This is a genomic window from Pseudodesulfovibrio halophilus DSM 5663, assembly GCF_059568665.1.
The window spans coordinates 5001-21111 of sequence record NZ_JCANTV010000014.1 but is presented as its reverse complement, the minus strand read 5'-3'; the positions used below and the strand labels follow the sequence as shown (position 1 = coordinate 21111).

The window sequence follows — 16111 nt, the reverse complement described above, 5'->3', positions numbered from 1 at the left end:
TCGGCGCGAAAAATGGTCGGAACCGTTGGTAGCGGCGCCTTAAACTGCCGTTTAACCGGCAGAAAGGTTTTGACTACAGGTGTGGAATGACCTAACTTCCCGATTCAATGTCATGTCCGTCTTTCTTCATACAACCCACCCAATTTCAGGATAGCTGAACATGTACACACTCCGCACCCTTCCGGGCGACGACGTGCGCCAGATCATGTGGCGTTTTGCCGAACGGTACGATCTGCAGATGACCGTCCAGTCAGCCCGCTCCATTGCCCGCAGCGTGGTCGCAAAGCTCGTGGCCGAGGGCGCGCGCAATACCCACGAATGGACCGACCAGAAAGCCGAGCTGCTCACTGCGTTCGACCAGTCCGGGCTTACCGCCCTGTTCATGGATCCGCATCAGGGCGGCTACATCGAAGGCCCCAAAAACCTCGCGCTCTCTCTGGTTGCTTTCGAGCTGTCCTGGGTGGACGGCGGAGCGGCCACCTGCTCGCTGGCGAACAACCTGGCGCTGGCGCCCATCCATGAGAAGGGCACCGACGAACAGCGTGACCATTACATGTCCCAGTGCGTCCCGCCTCAGCCCGGCGAGGACCGGGAGGTTCGCCGCGGCGCCTTCGCCCTGACGGAGCCGCTCCCCTATGTTGGCGTGGACACCGGTGTTGTGGCGGGCAGAGTCAGCGTTGCGGAGTGGGACGGCGACGAGCCGATTCTGCACGTGGAGAAACGCGGCCGGTTCATCACCAACATGGATTTCGCAGACTTCGTGACTGCGGCCGTCGAATCCGACGACGAGCGCATCAAGGGCTCCTGTATGATCATCCTCGAAAAAGAGGACGAGGGAACCTTCGACCGCGGCGCGCCCACCCTCAAGATGGTGCACCAGCTTTCCTCCACCCGCGATCCGGTGCTCTCTCTCAGGGTGCCGGCGAGCCGCATCATCGGCGGCTACGACGTGGTGGACGGGCAGATTGTCCCCAAATACAATCATTCCGAAATCATCGGGTCGGTCTTCCACCGTACCCGCATCCCCGTTGGGCTTATGACCACCGCCAAGCTGCTCTCGGCAGTCGAGCCGGTCATTCGCTATCATCGCACCCGTTATCGCGGCGGCGACGCGGCGCACCCCGGCTCCCCGCGCTTCGACAAGGGCATCCAGCAGAGCGAGGACGCCCTGCAGCGTCTGGTGGACGTCTGGGCCAGCGGCGAGGCCGGAGCATCGCTCGGATTCGCGGCTGCAAGGCTTGCCGATGACTTCGACCCCATTGAGCGCGAAAAGGAACGGATTTTCGAAGAACAGGGCGTGACCAGCCCGCGCAAGCAGATGATGGCCCTTCGCAAGATGAAGGACCGCGTGCTTGAGTACGTGGAGCAGATTCACCTGCCCGAAGCCGAACAGGATGCGGCCAGACTGGCCGAACTGGAAGGCGACCCCCTCGTGAAGTACGCATGGATGGAAGCCATGGCGGGCATCCTCAATCCCGGCGTGAAGCTCTGGAATACCGGCGTCGGCGCCACGGTCATGCGCGAGGCCATCAGCCTCGTGGGCGGCTACGGCATCACCGAGGATTGCCCCGGTTTCCTGATGCAGAAGTGGGGCGACTCCCAGCTCGAGGCCACCTACGAAGGTCCCGAAGCCGTGCAGCGCCGCCACATGACCATGACCATGACCAGCGACGTGTTTCAGGCCACGGTCTCCGCATGGATCGGGCAGCTGCGCCGCATCGGGGGCGAACGTCCCGGCATGGGCGCCTACTCGCTGGCCGCGGCGCTGGAGCTGTGGCAGTGGACCATGGACCACCTGCAGAAGAGCAAGGACGCCGAAGGCCGCAAGCTGTACCACGGCAAGCGGCAGGGCGTGACTTTCCCCATGGCCGACGCGCTCGGCTGGCTGCTCGGCCCCTATTACCTCATTCAGGACGTCGTCGAGCTGATGGACAAGGGCCCCATGAGTCCGACGCTGGCCGAAGGGCTGGATGATCTCGTAGCCTTCTACAAGGACATCTGCCACGTGCAGGCCGTGCGCGCAGCCGGTGAGGCCGCCCGTATCTGCTCCGAGCTCTGTTTCGGCTTTGCACAGGCTCCCGAAGACTGCGGCGGCGAGGGGTGCTGCCCGCTCCCGCTGAACGAGTTCGTGCAGCTGCGCAGCAAGGTCGAAGGGTGCATGGCGGGTGCAAGAATGGCCAAGGACCGCGCCGGAAGAGCCGTTGCCGAGGTCATGATTCCCGAAGCGCTGGATTACCCCCTCTAGAGAACATCATGCCGCCCGGTCCTGCCGGGCGGCGTTTTTCAGGAGTACTACATTATGAGCGACATGCCCCTGCCGGAGAGGATGGTCATGGAAGCGGACATCGTCTGTGTGGGTTTTGGTCCCGCCACCGCCGCGTTTCTGACCCACATGACCCGCGCGATGATGAATGAGGACGGCACCCCGGTGGCCGAAAGCAAGGTCATGCCCGGAATGCCGCCGCAGATTCTCTGTTACGAACGGGCCGACGACATCGGTTTCGGCGTTTCGGGCATCGTCACCAAGGGCCGCGCCATTCGCGAGTCCTATCCCGACCTCGATCTTTCCCGGATTCCCCTGGCCCACGACATTACCGAAGAGCGCGTTGCCTATCTCATGGACCCGATCGGCGCCAGTCGCCGCCCAGCCGCGCTCAGGACGGCAGACTTTGCGCTTTCCAAATTCAAGAAGGATGAAGCCTTCGAGCTGCCGTATATCCCGCCGTTCCTGCAAAAGCACGGCGGATTCGTCATGAGCATGGGGCAATTCATGCAATGGGTCGGCTCGGAGGTCATGGGGTCGGGGATGGCGCAAGTCTGGCCCGGCAGCCCCGTGGCCGAGCCGCTCGTGGAAAACGGCGCGGTCAAGGGCGTGCGCCTTTGCGATCAGGGCGTGGACAAGCAGGGCAACCCCGAAGCCACCTTCATGCCCGGCATGGACGTTCAGGCCGCGCTCACCGTCATCGGTGACGGTCCCGTCGGTGCCGTAGGCCAGCAACTGGACGAGAAGATCGGCCTGCCCGAAGGCAAACACCGCCGCGAATGGGCCGTCGGCATGAAAGCCGTGGTGGATCTGCCCGAAAACTGTCAGCTCAAGCCGGGAACCGTGCTGCACACCATCGGATATCCCGAGCCGGAAATCTTCGGATTCCTCTATGTCTACCCCGACAACTCCGCTTCACTGGGAATTTTCGTCCCCTCATGGTTCGATAATCCGGTCCGCACCGCATATCGCTACATGCAGCACTGGATGATGCATCCGTACCTCTGGAAGCATCTTGAAGGCGGCACCCTGCGGTCTTGGGGCGCCAAATCTCTTCAGGAAGACGGCCTGCGCGGCGAGCCACATCTCGTCGGCGACGGCTTTGCCAGAATCGGCGAAGGCTCCGGAACCACGAACATTCTTTCCGGCTCCGGCGTGGACGAAGCGTGGGCTTCCGGCAAGATGCTCGCCGAAGCGGTTCTCGACCTCATGAAGGAAGGGCGTCCTTACACCAAAGACAATCTCGACGAAGCCTACGTGCGTCGCCGTCGCACCTCGTGGCTTCAGGAAGAAGCCGAAGAAGCCACGAAATCTCGCGACGCCTTCACCCTGAATACCGTGCTCGGATTCATCGGCATGGGCATCAGCGGCCTGACAAAAGGCAAGCTCAACCTCCCCGGTAAATCCAAACGCCCGTGGGAGCGTTTCCCCACCGTGGAAGAATATTACAAGGGAGTCATCCCGGCCACCGAGATCCTCCAGATACGCAAGCAATGCAAGCTCAAGGGCGAGCCCCTGCACGACGCGCTCATGGATCGCGCCGGGTGGCCCGAGATCCCGCTGGACGGACAGCTTCTCATCTCGCATCAGGACGCGCTGCTCATGGGCGGCAAGGTCGTCGCGAATCCCGGCTACGCCGATCACGTCACCTTCACTGAAAATTACTACTGCGAATCCTGCCGGGAGCAGGTCTGCACTGAAATCTGCTCCGGACAGGCCATCACCGTGAATCCCGAAGGCGGCGTTCCGCTTTTTGATCGCGAGAAATGCGTGCACTGCGGCGCATGCATGTGGAACTGCAGCAAACCCGATCCCGAAGACCCGGAAAAGACGAACGTCCGGTTCAAGGCAGGATCAGGAGGGCTGCACTCCGCCGAGAATTAAAGGGGCCTCCGGCGGGCCCTTCAGGCGGACCAAAGGGGCGGCCCCCCTTTGGAATCCCTGTGTTGCCTTTTGGCATCGGCCGGGGACGGAGTCGCTGCAAGCAGACGCCCCCGTCCCCGGCCGATGCCAAAGGGCGAGGGATGGCGGAAGAGTGCGGGAAAGCCGGATGATTTGTGATGCTACGCCAAGCCGCGACGAGGCACTGGCTGTCGGAAGGCCGTCAAGCGGCTTGGCAAGCCAGAAGTTTTTGGAGATTCTCAAGAACGTTTTCCTAAAAAGGTTCTTGAGCCGCCGGAGGCAAGCCTTCCCGTGTCGTGGGATGGTGAACAGCAACGATGCTGGCTACCTATCCTGTTTCGAAGCCACCGGCCACAGGGGACCGCCAAGCCGCAACGGTCCTAGGTTGCCGGAAAGCGGCAAAGCGGCTTGGCAAGCCAGAAGTTTTTGGAGATTCTTAAGAACCTTTTCCTAAAAAGGTTCTTAAGCCGCCGGAGGCAAATATGAATTGTCCCGGCTTTTAAAAAGTGGATATCAACAACCGCAAGGAGAGCGACTCCATGAGCGAATTCCACATCGTGGTGTGCGGTTCCATCGTTCCCGACCCGCTTCAGACGCTGGAGCCGGTTCAGGGTGCCGACGGGCCTGCCCTGAAGAATGAAATGATGCTGCCTGCCGTGCTTGATCCCTGGGCCGGGCATGCCTTGTTTGAGGCTGCCGAGCTGGCGAAGAAGCATGAAGGGTCCAAGGTCTGGCTGGTGACGCTGGGGCCGAAGGCCAAGTTGCAGCAGGTGATGATGAATGTGGCGCAGAAGGTTCCTTTCGAGCTGGTTTGCGTGGACGGTCCGGCTTCCGGCTTTGATGATTCCTATGAGGTGGCCCGGGTGCTTTCGGGTGCGATCGAGGGCATTGCGGGTCTGGACAAGGAAAAGATGCTTGTTTTCGGCGGCTGGCAGTCGGCTTCGCGTGGTTCGGGCGCGGTGATGCAGATGGTCGGGGAGCGGCTGGGTGTTTCCGAGCAGTTCCAGGGCGTGGACAAACTGGCTGTGGGCGACGACGGTTCGCTCGAGATTCTTGAGCGCGTGGAGGGCGGCGCGTGGCAGACTGCGGTTTGCGACGGCGCGCCTGCTGTGCTGGGCTGGGCTACGGGCGAATTGCCTGAGCCGCCGAACAACCCGCAGGTGGGGATGCAGAACATGCGTCTGATCATGCCTGCGTTGCAGCAGGCCAAGGCGGCCGACATGGATGCTTCAGGGCTGTCGTTCGGTTCGGTTGAGCTGCCGCAACAGCGTCGTGAGACGCGTGTGGTGAAGGATGTTCCGGCCGAGGACATCGCCCGTGAAATCGTGGAATGGATCCGCAGCTAGCAGGAGGGATTCCGGAATGAGCAAAGTACTTTTTCTTGCCCACACAGAGGCTGACGGAACGCTTTCCCGCAATGCGCTTGAGACGCTGACGGCTGCCAAGGCGCTGGCCGAAGGGTTGGGCGTCGAGCTTCATGCGGGACTTGTGGGCGCGGATGTGCAGGCTGCTGCGGACAGCGTGGCAGGTTGCGGCGCGAGTTTTTACGGTGTCTTCGGCGAGGCGTTCGGTCAGTCGCGGTATGCGACGGATGTGAGTGCCTGCGAAGCGTTAGTGAAGGCCAGCGGCGCGGACATCGTGGTGGCTCCGGCGACCATGCGGTTCAGCCGGGCGCTGCCGGGCGTGGCGGTTCGTTTGGATGGTCGCGTGGATACGCACTGCACGGGTGTTTCCGTCAAGGACGGCAAGGCCGTGGCCGAGCGTTGGTTTTATCGCCAGCGCATGAAAGGCGAGCTTTCGCGTGACGGGCGTCCCTGGATCGTGACGCTTTCTCCGGGTTGTTACGAGGCGTTTTCCGAATCCGGACATGTCGAGGTGCAGGCGGTGGAGGCTGAATCCGCAACTCGCAGCACCGTGACCGGCATCAAGGCTCCGGACGTGGACGAGCAGACCATACGCCCGGATGCGGAAATGCTGTTCGTCACCGGCGCGGGCTGGACAAAGAAGCAGGAGGACGGGGAAATCCACGTGCAGCGCGCCGAAGGCGTGATCAAGGGCTTCCTTGACAGCACCAAGGCCTCCCTCGGTTCTTCCAAGTCGCTCGTGGACATCTCCGGCGAGGGGCAGGCGGTCATTTCCTTCCTGACACATCTGCATCAGGTGGGGCAGACCGGTTCCACGCCGCGTCATACCAAGGGGCTTGCCACCTGCTGCCATGGTGAGGAACCGCACGTTGTGGGGTGGCGTTTCATTCAGGAGCGTCGGGCCATCAACAAGGATGCTTCCTGCGGCTGGGCACAGGGCAAGGCCGACGTGCTGTATGTCGGTGACGCCTTCGCGATCATGGAGAAGGTCAACGAGCTTCTTCAGGATTAAGCGTCCGGAGCGAAGACGGATGATCAGAAGGGAGCGGCCGTGGCCGCTCCCTTTTTTGGTGGCTGAATCAGTCGTCGAAGGCCATGTCCACGGTCCACTCCTCCCAGACGCGACCAACGAGATCCGGGCCGGGGGTGAGGGCTTTTCTGCCGGGGTGCCAGCCGGAGGGAGTGGCCTGCGCCCCCTGAGATTCCCGCACGAGCTGGAAGGCCTGAATCTGCCTCAGGGTCTCTCCCACGTTGCGGCCCACGGGCGGGGTGAGCACCTCGAAGCCCTGCACCACGCCGTCCGGGTCAATAAGGAAGCGCCCGCGTACGTCGACGCCCGCGTCCTCATCGTACACGCCATAGGCGCGACCCACGTTTCCGCCGCCGTCCGAGAGCATGGGGAACGGGACTTTGCCGTTGCCGACCATCTTTGAAAGTTCGTGGTCTACCCACATCTTGTGCACGAACATGCTGTCCACGCTCATGGAAAGCACCTGTGCGCCGAGCTTTTCGAAGTGAGCGTTCATTTCGGCGACCGCCGAAATCTCGGTTGCTCAGACGAAGGTGAAATCGCCCGGGTAGAAGCAGAGCACCACCCACTTCCCGAGCTGGTCGGAAAGTCTGACGGATGTGAAGTCACCCTCGAAATATGCGGGCGCGACAAAGTCCGGCGCTTTCTTGCCGACTTGGATCATGGTCGGTCCTCCTTGAGGTTCCGGGGTTGCCGATGCGTCCCGGCTCGGGGCCGGTTCGCCAACTACGCCGCCGGTGGGGCGGGCGCAGCCGATGGGTTTGTCCGGCATGATATCCTCCTGTTTTGAAGACCGATATCGACGGTCCTGATCAAAAGGGGGTTGGATGATGGTCTCATTCTATTGCATGAGGGTAATTCCGCAAGGTTCGGAGGGTTATAATCTATCGAGACCGGCTGGTTGCACAAGCTTGCCTTCGGGCAGGACTAGGGGTATGTGGCGGAGAATCAGCCATTTGCATGTAACTGAGTAATGGAATTACCGTCTTGGAGGACGTAATGAAAAAGATATTGAGCGCCGTCTGTATGTTGGGACTGCTTTCCGGATGTACCACAACCGGGGTGTTCGGCGGAGTGGATGACTCGCTGATGGGGCAGATTCCTTCCTCGGAAATGGGCGAAGTCTATTCGGCCATGGACAGGCTTGATCTGGCCAAGGAGGAACTCAGGCTTGCCGAACTGCGGACCAGCCGTGCGGAACAGCAGGAGCAGCTCGCGGAACATAAGGAGGACTTGGCGGAGAACGCGGTCGAAAAGCGTGAAATCGAAGTCGAGATCGCCAAGCTCGAAGCTCTTGAGGCGCAGAAGCTCGGAGGCCCGGCCAAGAACTTGAAGGCGCTCAACGAATACCGCGCCGACAGACTCAAGAATGAAAACGAGCGGTTCGAGCTGGAGGCGGAGGTGAAGAAAACCCGCCACATGATTGAAGACCTTGATATGCGTATTGCGGAGCAGGAGCGCCGCGTCAAGACCGTCCGGGAGTTCAAGGCTCCCGAATCCTCATCCGAGTCGGGGGGGACCGGCTCCCTCGAACCGGTCGAAACCGATCTGGGCAGTGATATTGTCAAGGAAGAAGCCTCCGAAGTTCAGCCTTCGGGCGACGAAGTGGACCTGCCGGACTACCTGCAGGTGGAGGAGGATCCGGATGCCACGCCCGTGAAACCCGATCATCCCGAAGATATCAATGAAAGCGGTCTTGCCGAATAGCTGCCGACATCCACACAACCACAAAAGGCGCAGCCCATGGGCTGCGCCTTTTTTGATGTCCTGAAACCAAAAAACTCCCGGACCGTCCGGGAGTCTTGGTGCAAATTGCAAAAGAAAGAAGGTATGCTAAACCTAGCATTTGCCGTGCCAAAAGTTGTTTGAAGGATTCTATCTGTTTAAGTGTAGTGTTTTCAGTGTTTTGGTGTTGAGTGGCTGGCGAGGTGATTGAATGGCGATAGTACAAATCACTGTACCTTTGACGCAGTGCTCCTATGGAGGGCCAATTTTTTTGACCATGAAAAAGGCGGCGGCACTTAAGTGCCGCCGCCTGAAATTCGTGGTGCGCCCGGGAGGATTCGAACCCCCGGCCAAGAGCTTAGAAGGCTCCTGCTCTGTCCATCTGAGCTACGGGCGCGTGCGGCATTTTCGTAATGGAGTCGGGAGCAACGGTCAAGAGAAAAGCGATTCCGATTCGCAAGCATTCCTGTTATTCCCACCTGCACACACTGACTGAAGGAGGGTGGATCATGGCGCGAATCGCCGACTACCGGGCATTGCGGAACTACATGGACGAGCTTGGGCTTTTCAGCATGGATCTGAGCCTTGGCAGGATGGAGCGCCTGCGTGACGCTGCCGGGACCGACGGACTGCCTCCGGTCATCCATGTGGTCGGCACCAACGGAAAAGGGTCCACGTCCACCTTCATCGAGTCGCTTGCTCGGGCCCATGGCTTGAAAACCGGTCTATTCACCTCGCCGCACTTCGTCACGCCCCGAGAGCGTATTCGCGTCAACGGCCGGATGTTGCCTCGTGAGGAGTGGGTTCGTCTTGCCGGTATCATAATTGATGCTCCCGGTGGTGAGGAGCTGACCTATTTCGAATTCCAGACGGCTCTGGCCATGGAGGCGTTCCGGTCCGCCGGCGTTCATGTTGCCGTTATGGAGGCCGGGCTGGGGGGGCGGTTCGACGCCACCAATGTGTATCGTCCGGGGGTGACGGTGTTCACTCCTGTGGGAATGGACCATGAAAAAGTACTCGGTGGGACGTTGGAAGCCATTGCCTCGGACAAGGCCGGAGCCATGCATCCGGGCGGTGAGGCGGTGACCGCCGCGCAGGCTCCTGCCGTGTTGGAGGTTCTGCAACACCGTGCCGCTGAAGTCGGCGCGTCCCTGTCGAATTGCGTTCAGCAGGCCGAAATGCCGGAAGGAGAGTTGGGACTCAAGGGAGGCCATCAGCGTGACAACGCCCGCCTCGCGCTTGCAGGGTGGCGTCGCTTCGCGCGGCGCTCCGGCCTGCATCCTGATCCGACGGCCGAGGCTTCCGGCCTTGCGCGGGCATTCATCCCCGGACGCTTTCAGCAGGGCCGCATCGAGGGTAAAACGGTATTTCTGGACGGAGCGCACAACGCCCATGCATTGAAGGCGCTGGCGAAGACCCTGCGTACTGAAAGTGTCCGCCTGCAAAGTATCGTCTTCGGCTGCATGGCCGACAAGGATATCGGGGCCATGCTGCCGCTGTTGGAATCCATGCAGGCCGAAAGGATCATCGTGACCCGTGCCGACTGGGATCGCGCCGCAGAGCCCGGCGAGCTTGCGCAAGCTCTCGGCGGCAGGGCGGTCGCGGCAGCGGATATCCGCACCGCGCTGGCTCAGGCGCTCGACGAAATCGGCCCGATCCTTGTCTGCGGTTCCCTGTATTTACTGGGCGACGTTTATTCGGTATATCCGGAGCTTCTGAATCCGTAGCCAAACGCACGACAGCCAAGGAGAATATACGTGTCCAATCTATTCAGGCAGCTGCCCTCGGTGGACGCGGTCCTGACCGCCCTCGACGACGAGCAGGACATGAAGGAACTGCCGCGCCCGCTGTTGCGCGGTCTGGTCAATGAATTTCTGGATGTCTGCCGAGAAGAGATCCGCAGCGGTGTCATCTCCGAAGAGGCCGCCCTGGCGCCGGACGCTCTCGTGCCGAGAATCAAGGCCTACGTTCGCACCAAGGCGCGCCCGCACTTCAGGCGCGTGCTCAATGCCACCGGGGTGGTCGTGCACACCAACATGGGCCGCTCGCTGCTGGCCAAAGAGGCCGTCGACGCTGTGGTGGAGGCCTGCGCGCACTATTCCAATCTCGAATTCGACCTCGACACCGGTGAGCGGGGCAGCCGCTACAGCCACGTGGAAAAGCTCCTGTGCGACATCACCGGGGCCGAGGCCGCGCTGGTGGTCAACAACAACGCCTCCGCAGTCTTCATCATGCTGGAAACGCTGGCCAAGGAGCGCGAGGTCGTGGTTTCGCGCGGACAGCTCGTAGAGATCGGCGGTTCGTTTCGCATTCCCGATGTCATGTCCAAGACCGGCGCCATTCTGCACGAGGTGGGAGCCACCAACCGCACGCATGTCAAGGATTACGAGGGCGCGATCAACGAGAATACCGGCGCGCTCATGCGGGTGCATACATCGAATTTCCGGCTGATAGGTTTCACCAAGGAAGTGTCTCTGCCCGAAATGCGCGAGCTGGGCGACAAGTACGACCTGCCTGTGCTGGAAGATCTGGGAAGCGGCAGTCTGTTCCGTTTCGACGGTATGGGGCTGATCAACGAACCCACCGTGCAGGAGGTGGTGTCGCAGGGAGCGGATGTGGTTTCCTTTTCCGGGGACAAGGTGCTCGGCGGACCGCAGGCGGGGATCATCGTCGGCCGCAAGCGCTGGATCGACATGATCAAGAAAAACCCGATCAACCGTGCGGTGCGCATTGACAAGATGACCCTCGCCGCCCTTGAGGCCACCTTGCGTTTGTATCTGGACATGGACAAGGTCGGGACGAGCGTGCCTACCCTAAAAATGATCACCATGCCGTACAAGAACCTGCGTGGCCGCGCCAACCGTCTTGCGAGGGTCCTGCGTGACGAACTGGGCGAAGCGGTCGATGTGGGCGTCAGGAAGGGTGTTTCCCGAGTGGGCGGCGGCGCGTTTCCGGAGCAGGATCTGGACACGGCTCTCGTGACGGTCCAGCCGCGCGACCTGAGCGTTCCGGAACTGAAGCAGCGGCTTCTGGATACGGAACCGCCGTTGGTGGCGCGCATCGAAGACGACGTCTTCTGCCTGGACCCGCGCACGCTTGATCCCAAGGAATACCGTCTCGTGGCGACAGCCATCCGTCAGGCGATATCATAGAAGCCTACCGAATTGTTTTCATGCCGGACATCCCGAGCTCGGGATGTCCGGTTTTTATTTGGGATTCCTTCCAGATTGCAAAAAGCTACGATAAGTGACTGCAGTGCTGTGGGGCGTTCAAGGTTGGCATATGCCTATTCGCCATAAACATCCTTCCTTCGATTGGATACTTTTTGGGAAATACGCTTTGCCATTTCTTCGTACTCAGAAACTCCGTCAGCTACCTGTCGCCCTAGGTCATACGCAGTTCTAGCTGATTGAACGGATGGTTTGGAAAGGATGTCCTTTAGCTTTCTCCCATGCTTTAGATGAGAAATGCGGTCCAGAGCCAATTGCTCTGATATGGCCCCCGCTACTTTGCTCCCTACTTCCTTACCCACTTCCTGTGTTACGTCCCATGCTGCTCCTACCCCAAACTTTAGCCCGTTATGAATGTCTTCATTACTGGTAAGTTCGTCATAAGTTCGACTGAATGCTTTACCAATTGCTTGAGGTGCTCGGCTGGTAAGGTTTGAGAGAGCCTTGCCTACACGAGCTTGCCCGGAGTATAGAAAACTTTCGAATTCTTCGTTCCTGTTTTTGTTGTAGATTTTTTGAGCGATAGCATAGCTATGATTGGAACTAGGTCCATTTCGTTTTGCGGAGGTTTTTCGCGATCCGTGAATGCCACCGGAAAAGCCGGTATTCTCAGCTGTAACTGTCGGTACATGTCCTGTGATCAAAGTGCCCCCGATTTTGCCTCGATTGGGAGTAGGCCTGGGGGCGTCCTTTGACCGATGGTTCGTTGTGAATGATAACCCTTCGTCTGAAGGATTCCATGAGGTTGGTTTTCGATCAACGTACCAATCCGGAATACCTTTTCCTCGTTGTTTCAGGTAGATGCTTTGGTCTTTTCGCACGGGTTCGACAGCTCCGTCTTCATAAAAAATCCAATCCTTGCTGTTCGAGTGAGGCATAGTATCTCCTTTTTCAGTTAATATACCACGGGGATTCTGCCGATGGTAAAACTGGCTGCTCGACGGGCATATTGGGGTTGTAGACGCCTGTTGACATAGGACGTACGTATCTTCTCCCCGCCTTTTCAAATATCGCCGAACATAGTATCCCTGACTCCCGACGGGAGCAGTCCGAACTCGGCCCGATACATTGCGTCGGGTGAACGCCACGAGAAATAGCTTCATTCACAGGACGCTTCCGAAAACAGAGAGGAATACCTTATGAGTAAATCCCATTTGGAATATACGCCGAAGAACGCATGGGAGACCTATGCCTCCGAGGCCGACATTTCCGCCATGGATGAAATGGCCGCCCGTTACGTTGACTTCCTGTCGGCCTGCAAAACCGAACGACTGGTCATGAACTACGCCCGCAGAAGAGCGGAGCAGGCCGGGTTTGTCGAAGACTTCGGGGCCGATGCCGTGATGCGCATTCAGCGGGGCAAGACTGGCTTTTTTGCGCGCAAGGGGCGCAGACCCCTTTCCGAAGGGTTCCGACTGGTCGGGGCGCACGCCGATGCACCGCGCCTCGATCTCAAGCAGCGGCCCCTGTATCAGGACACGGAAATCTGCCTCGCCAAAACGCACTATTACGGTGGCATCCGCAAATATCAGTGGCTGACCATGCCGCTTGCTCTGCACGGTGTCGTCGTCAAACGCGACGGCGATGTGGTTCGCGTGGAAGTGGGCGAAAAGCCGGAAGACCCGGTGCTGACAGTGACGGACCTGCTGCCGCATCTTGCCCACAAGGATATGGAGAAGAAGGTCTCGGAAGCCTTTGAAGCGGAAAAGCTCAATGTCGTTCTCGGTACGGTGCCGCTGCTCGGAGAGGGCGAGGGCAAGCCCGAAAAAGGGTCGAGGGTCAAGCACATGATACTCGGGCTGCTGCACGACCGCTACGGAATTGATGAATCGGACCTTATCAGCGCGGAGCTGCAGGCGGTGCCGGCCGGACCTGCGCGTTATGTCGGGCTCGACTCCTCCATGATCGGCGGCTATGGCCACGATGACCGCTCCAGCTGCTTTTGCGCGCTGGAGGCCCTGCTCGATGAACCGGAGCCGGAGTTCACGCAGATCGTGCTGCTCTGGGATAAAGAGGAGATCGGTTCGGACGGCGCCACCGGGGCCAAGTCGCTCTTCTTCGAGTATACACTGGACGAACTGCTGGAAAGCTGGGAGCCTAGCGCCAAGCTCTCGCGAGTGATGATGAACGGTACGGCTCTCTCGGCAGATGTGGCCGCCGCCGTGGATCCGAACTTCAAGGATGTGCACGAAGAGCGCAATGCGGCCTTCCTCGGGTACGGGCCGTGCTTCAACAAGTTCACCGGCCACCGTGGCAAGGTCGGGGCCAACGACGCGCATCCCGAGTTCATCGGCTGGTTGCGCTCCATCTTCGACGGTGCGGAAGTGCCGTGGCAAATGGCCGAGCTCGGCAAGGTCGACATGGGCGGCGGGGGAACCGTGGCAAAGTTCCTTGCCATATATGGTATGGATATCATCGACGTCGGGATGCCGGTGCTTTCGATGCACAGCCCTTTCGAGCTCGCATCCAAGGCGGACTTGTATGCCACCACGCAGGCTTTCAGGGAGTTCCTGAAAAACTAGTACATATACATATTATATGGGAAGGGGGCTTCGGCACTGTGCCGAAGCCCCCTTTTTCTATTTGGCAGGAACGTGGAGCTTGGTCAGCAGATCCTCAGGCTTGGTGTGCCCCGGATCGTTCAGATACTGTTCAAAACAGGGGCGGGTGAAGTCGAACTCCTTGTCGAGTTGCGGGAGGCCTTTCTCGAAAAGCGCCATCCACTGTTCGCCCAGATTATCGTACGGCCCTTGGTAGAGCAGCGTGGCGTAATTGCCGCCGGGGATGGTGAGGATGGTCACTTCGCCTTCCCCTTTCTGGTCTTCGGGCACGGTCATGCAGGCATCGTATCGAAGTTGGTCCTCGGGCACCTGCCTCGGGTCGTCGTGGCAAATGCCGAAGAATGCGGTGGATTCGTTCAAGAGACTTTTCGGTCCGGCCCACGCGGACAGGGATTCCCATGCCTTTCCGCATTCGGGATACGGGCCGACATGGCGGACCGAGGCCACGGTGAGTTGATTCAGAGTGTCGATGGAAACGTCCATGCTGGTACCTCCGTTCATGGTTCAAGGGACAGGTATATGTCGGTTATCAATTGATTGGGCGGGGTGTGGCGGACATCGTTGCGATAGAACTCCAGTGACGGGATGGTCCCGATGGCCGCCGAGTTGTGGGGCAGCCACCGCCCCATCAGGTCAGTGTAGACGGCCTCAAGGTGATCGTAAGGGCCGACATGGCGAATATGGGCGTAGGGTCCCTCCGGGAGCGTCTTGCTCCCGACGATGCCGTCCGGTTCGACCGGCTCGGGGACGGAGATGCATGCCTCGTAGCGGATTTTTTCGCCCGGTGTGATGCTCGGGTCATCGTAGCAGATGCCGAAGAAATCGGTTGAGTCCTGCATCAGCCCCCGTCTCTCTGCCCACTCGCAGAGCTGAAGCCATGCGTACTCGCATTCCTTGTACGGCCCGATATGGGTTATGAACGCACAGTGGATTTCTCCAAGTCGTGTCCGATTCACATCAATGTCAGGCAGCGTGTTGAGGGCTCTTTCCACCTCGGCTTCGGTCATTCCGAACCGCTGATTCTTCATGTGCCGCGACCTGAACGTCGACGGCGTAACGCCAAAATGCGATTTGAAGGCCCGGCTGAAGGATTCTACTGTTTCATAGCAGGCATCGAACGCACAGCGTGTAACAGGTTGAACCTCATAGGCCAGCCGGATTGCGGCACGCTCCAGTCGCAACCGTCGGACATGTTCGCCAAGCGACTCCCCGGTGACGGATTTGAACACCCGGTGGAAGTGCGGCAACGAGAAGTGCGACATGGCGGCGATGGCTTCGGGATCAAGAGCCTCGTCCAGATGTTCGTGGAGATGGTTCATCACCTTGATGAGCCGTTCTTTATATAATGATAAAGTCGTAGGCTTCATTTGCTGTGTCCTTTCGCCCTTTGTGTAGTCGGGTTCGGCAGGTTCAGCTTGATGAATTTCATCAAAAACGGGGGTGAAAAGCCCTCACATGGACAGGCATGCACAGGGCCAAGGATGCGATAATGCCCGATGCGGCACGAAAGGGCAATTTGAGGCCCAAAAAGACCTTCAAAATAAGTGTGTAAAATCAACATCTTGAAAATCGAATGAAAGAAAAGCGCATTTTTTCGAAAAAAGCGCTTGACCTGTGAAGGGTGTTTCCGTAGAACCTCTCTTCGTCGCGACGGGGCAGCCCGCACGGGCCAAACGGAGCGACTTGTTCTTTCCAAATATATCGAGCGGTTAGCCGGAGCGGCTTTTCGGAATGTCCCAAACGGGGCGGCCGAAAAAAAGTTAAAAAAACGGTTGACAGGGGCGACGCAAAAACATAGTTTGCCCTTCCTTGCTTCGGCAAGGCGTTCCGAGAAACGGAACTTCGGTCTTTGACAATTAAATAGCGAGTTGAGCGAAAGATCGCTTAATCACATGACCCGTTAGGGTCAGCTTGTGACGAGAGTGATCAAACTAATACTCCAAGTTATTCAACTGGAGAGTTTGATCCTGGCTCAGATTGAACGCTGGCGGCGTGCTTAACACATGCAAGTCGTGCGAGAAAGTCTCCTTCGGGAG

The 16111-nt window shown here is 59.3% G+C and carries 12 protein-coding genes, 1 tRNA gene and 1 rRNA gene (1 of these 14 running past the window's edge); 9 read left to right on the top strand and 5 right to left on the bottom strand.

What is annotated here, in order from left to right; translation table 11 throughout:
* Nucleotides 1-160 precede the first annotated feature (160 nt).
* From BR24_RS13580 to BR24_RS13565, 4 genes are all read left to right on the top strand, one after another.
* The gene (locus tag BR24_RS13580; protein ID WP_496542021.1) at nucleotides 161-2245 is read left to right on the top strand and encodes an acyl-CoA dehydrogenase family protein; all 2085 of its coding nucleotides are present in this window, start codon (nucleotides 161-163) and stop codon (nucleotides 2243-2245) included.
* Between the two features lie 54 nt (nucleotides 2246-2299).
* Nucleotides 2300-4147, top strand: coding sequence for a 4Fe-4S ferredoxin (locus tag BR24_RS13575; protein ID WP_496542020.1), 1848 nt, complete (start codon nucleotides 2300-2302; stop codon nucleotides 4145-4147).
* Between the two features lie 557 nt (nucleotides 4148-4704).
* A complete protein-coding gene (locus tag BR24_RS13570; RefSeq protein ID WP_496542189.1) occupies nucleotides 4705-5511 on the top strand; it encodes an electron transfer flavoprotein subunit beta/FixA family protein in 807 nt (268 codons plus the stop codon).
* Between the two features lie 16 nt (nucleotides 5512-5527).
* A complete protein-coding gene (locus BR24_RS13565; RefSeq protein ID WP_496542019.1) occupies nucleotides 5528-6541 on the top strand; it encodes an electron transfer flavoprotein subunit alpha/FixB family protein in 1014 nt (337 codons plus the stop codon).
* Between the two features lie 67 nt (nucleotides 6542-6608).
* Here BR24_RS13565 and prxU read toward each other — a convergent pair whose 3' ends face one another.
* A complete protein-coding gene (prxU, locus tag BR24_RS13560) occupies nucleotides 6609-7331 on the bottom strand; it encodes a thioredoxin-dependent peroxiredoxin (RefSeq protein ID WP_496542018.1) in 723 nt (240 codons plus the stop codon).
* Between the two features lie 227 nt (nucleotides 7332-7558).
* Here prxU and BR24_RS13555 point away from each other — a divergent pair, with 227 nt between their 5' ends.
* A complete protein-coding gene (locus tag BR24_RS13555) occupies nucleotides 7559-8266 on the top strand; it encodes a hypothetical protein (RefSeq protein WP_496542017.1) in 708 nt (235 codons plus the stop codon).
* Nucleotides 8267-8604: 338 nt separating this feature from the next.
* Here the strand turns inward: BR24_RS13555 and BR24_RS13550 are convergent.
* A tRNA-Arg gene (locus tag BR24_RS13550) sits at nucleotides 8605-8681 on the bottom strand.
* A gap of 112 nt (nucleotides 8682-8793) precedes the next feature.
* On the opposite strand from BR24_RS13550, the gene BR24_RS13545 reads away from it, so the two are divergent.
* Together BR24_RS13545 and selA are read left to right on the top strand one after the other, a co-directional pair.
* Nucleotides 8794-10011, top strand: coding sequence for a bifunctional folylpolyglutamate synthase/dihydrofolate synthase (locus tag BR24_RS13545; RefSeq protein WP_496542016.1), 1218 nt, complete (start codon nucleotides 8794-8796; stop codon nucleotides 10009-10011).
* 30 nt (nucleotides 10012-10041) lie between these two features.
* On the top strand, nucleotides 10042-11436 hold the full coding sequence (gene selA, locus BR24_RS13540) for an L-seryl-tRNA(Sec) selenium transferase (protein ID WP_496542015.1): 1395 nt from the start codon (nucleotides 10042-10044) through the stop codon (nucleotides 11434-11436).
* A 134-nt stretch (nucleotides 11437-11570) separates the two neighbouring features.
* Here the strand turns inward: selA and BR24_RS13535 are convergent, their stop codons facing one another.
* Nucleotides 11571-12392: a hypothetical protein gene (locus BR24_RS13535; RefSeq protein ID WP_496542014.1), complete on the bottom strand. Its 822-nt coding sequence runs from the start codon at nucleotides 12390-12392 to the stop codon at nucleotides 11571-11573.
* Nucleotides 12393-12653: 261 nt separating this feature from the next.
* On the opposite strand from BR24_RS13535, the gene BR24_RS13530 reads away from it, so the two are divergent.
* A complete protein-coding gene (locus BR24_RS13530; RefSeq protein ID WP_496542013.1) occupies nucleotides 12654-14036 on the top strand; it encodes an aminopeptidase in 1383 nt (460 codons plus the stop codon).
* Between the two features lie 57 nt (nucleotides 14037-14093).
* Here BR24_RS13530 and BR24_RS13525 read toward each other — a convergent pair whose 3' ends face one another.
* Nucleotides 14094-14558: an AraC family transcriptional regulator gene (locus tag BR24_RS13525; protein WP_496542012.1), complete on the bottom strand. Its 465-nt coding sequence runs from the start codon at nucleotides 14556-14558 to the stop codon at nucleotides 14094-14096.
* A 14-nt stretch (nucleotides 14559-14572) separates the two neighbouring features.
* Nucleotides 14573-15442, bottom strand: a complete 870-nt coding sequence (locus BR24_RS13520; RefSeq protein ID WP_496542011.1) for an AraC family transcriptional regulator — start codon at nucleotides 15440-15442, stop codon at nucleotides 14573-14575.
* A 582-nt stretch (nucleotides 15443-16024) separates the two neighbouring features.
* On the opposite strand from BR24_RS13520, the gene BR24_RS13515 reads away from it, so the two are divergent.
* Nucleotides 16025-16111: ribosomal RNA gene (locus BR24_RS13515) — 16S ribosomal RNA — on the top strand; it runs 1467 nt beyond the window's last position.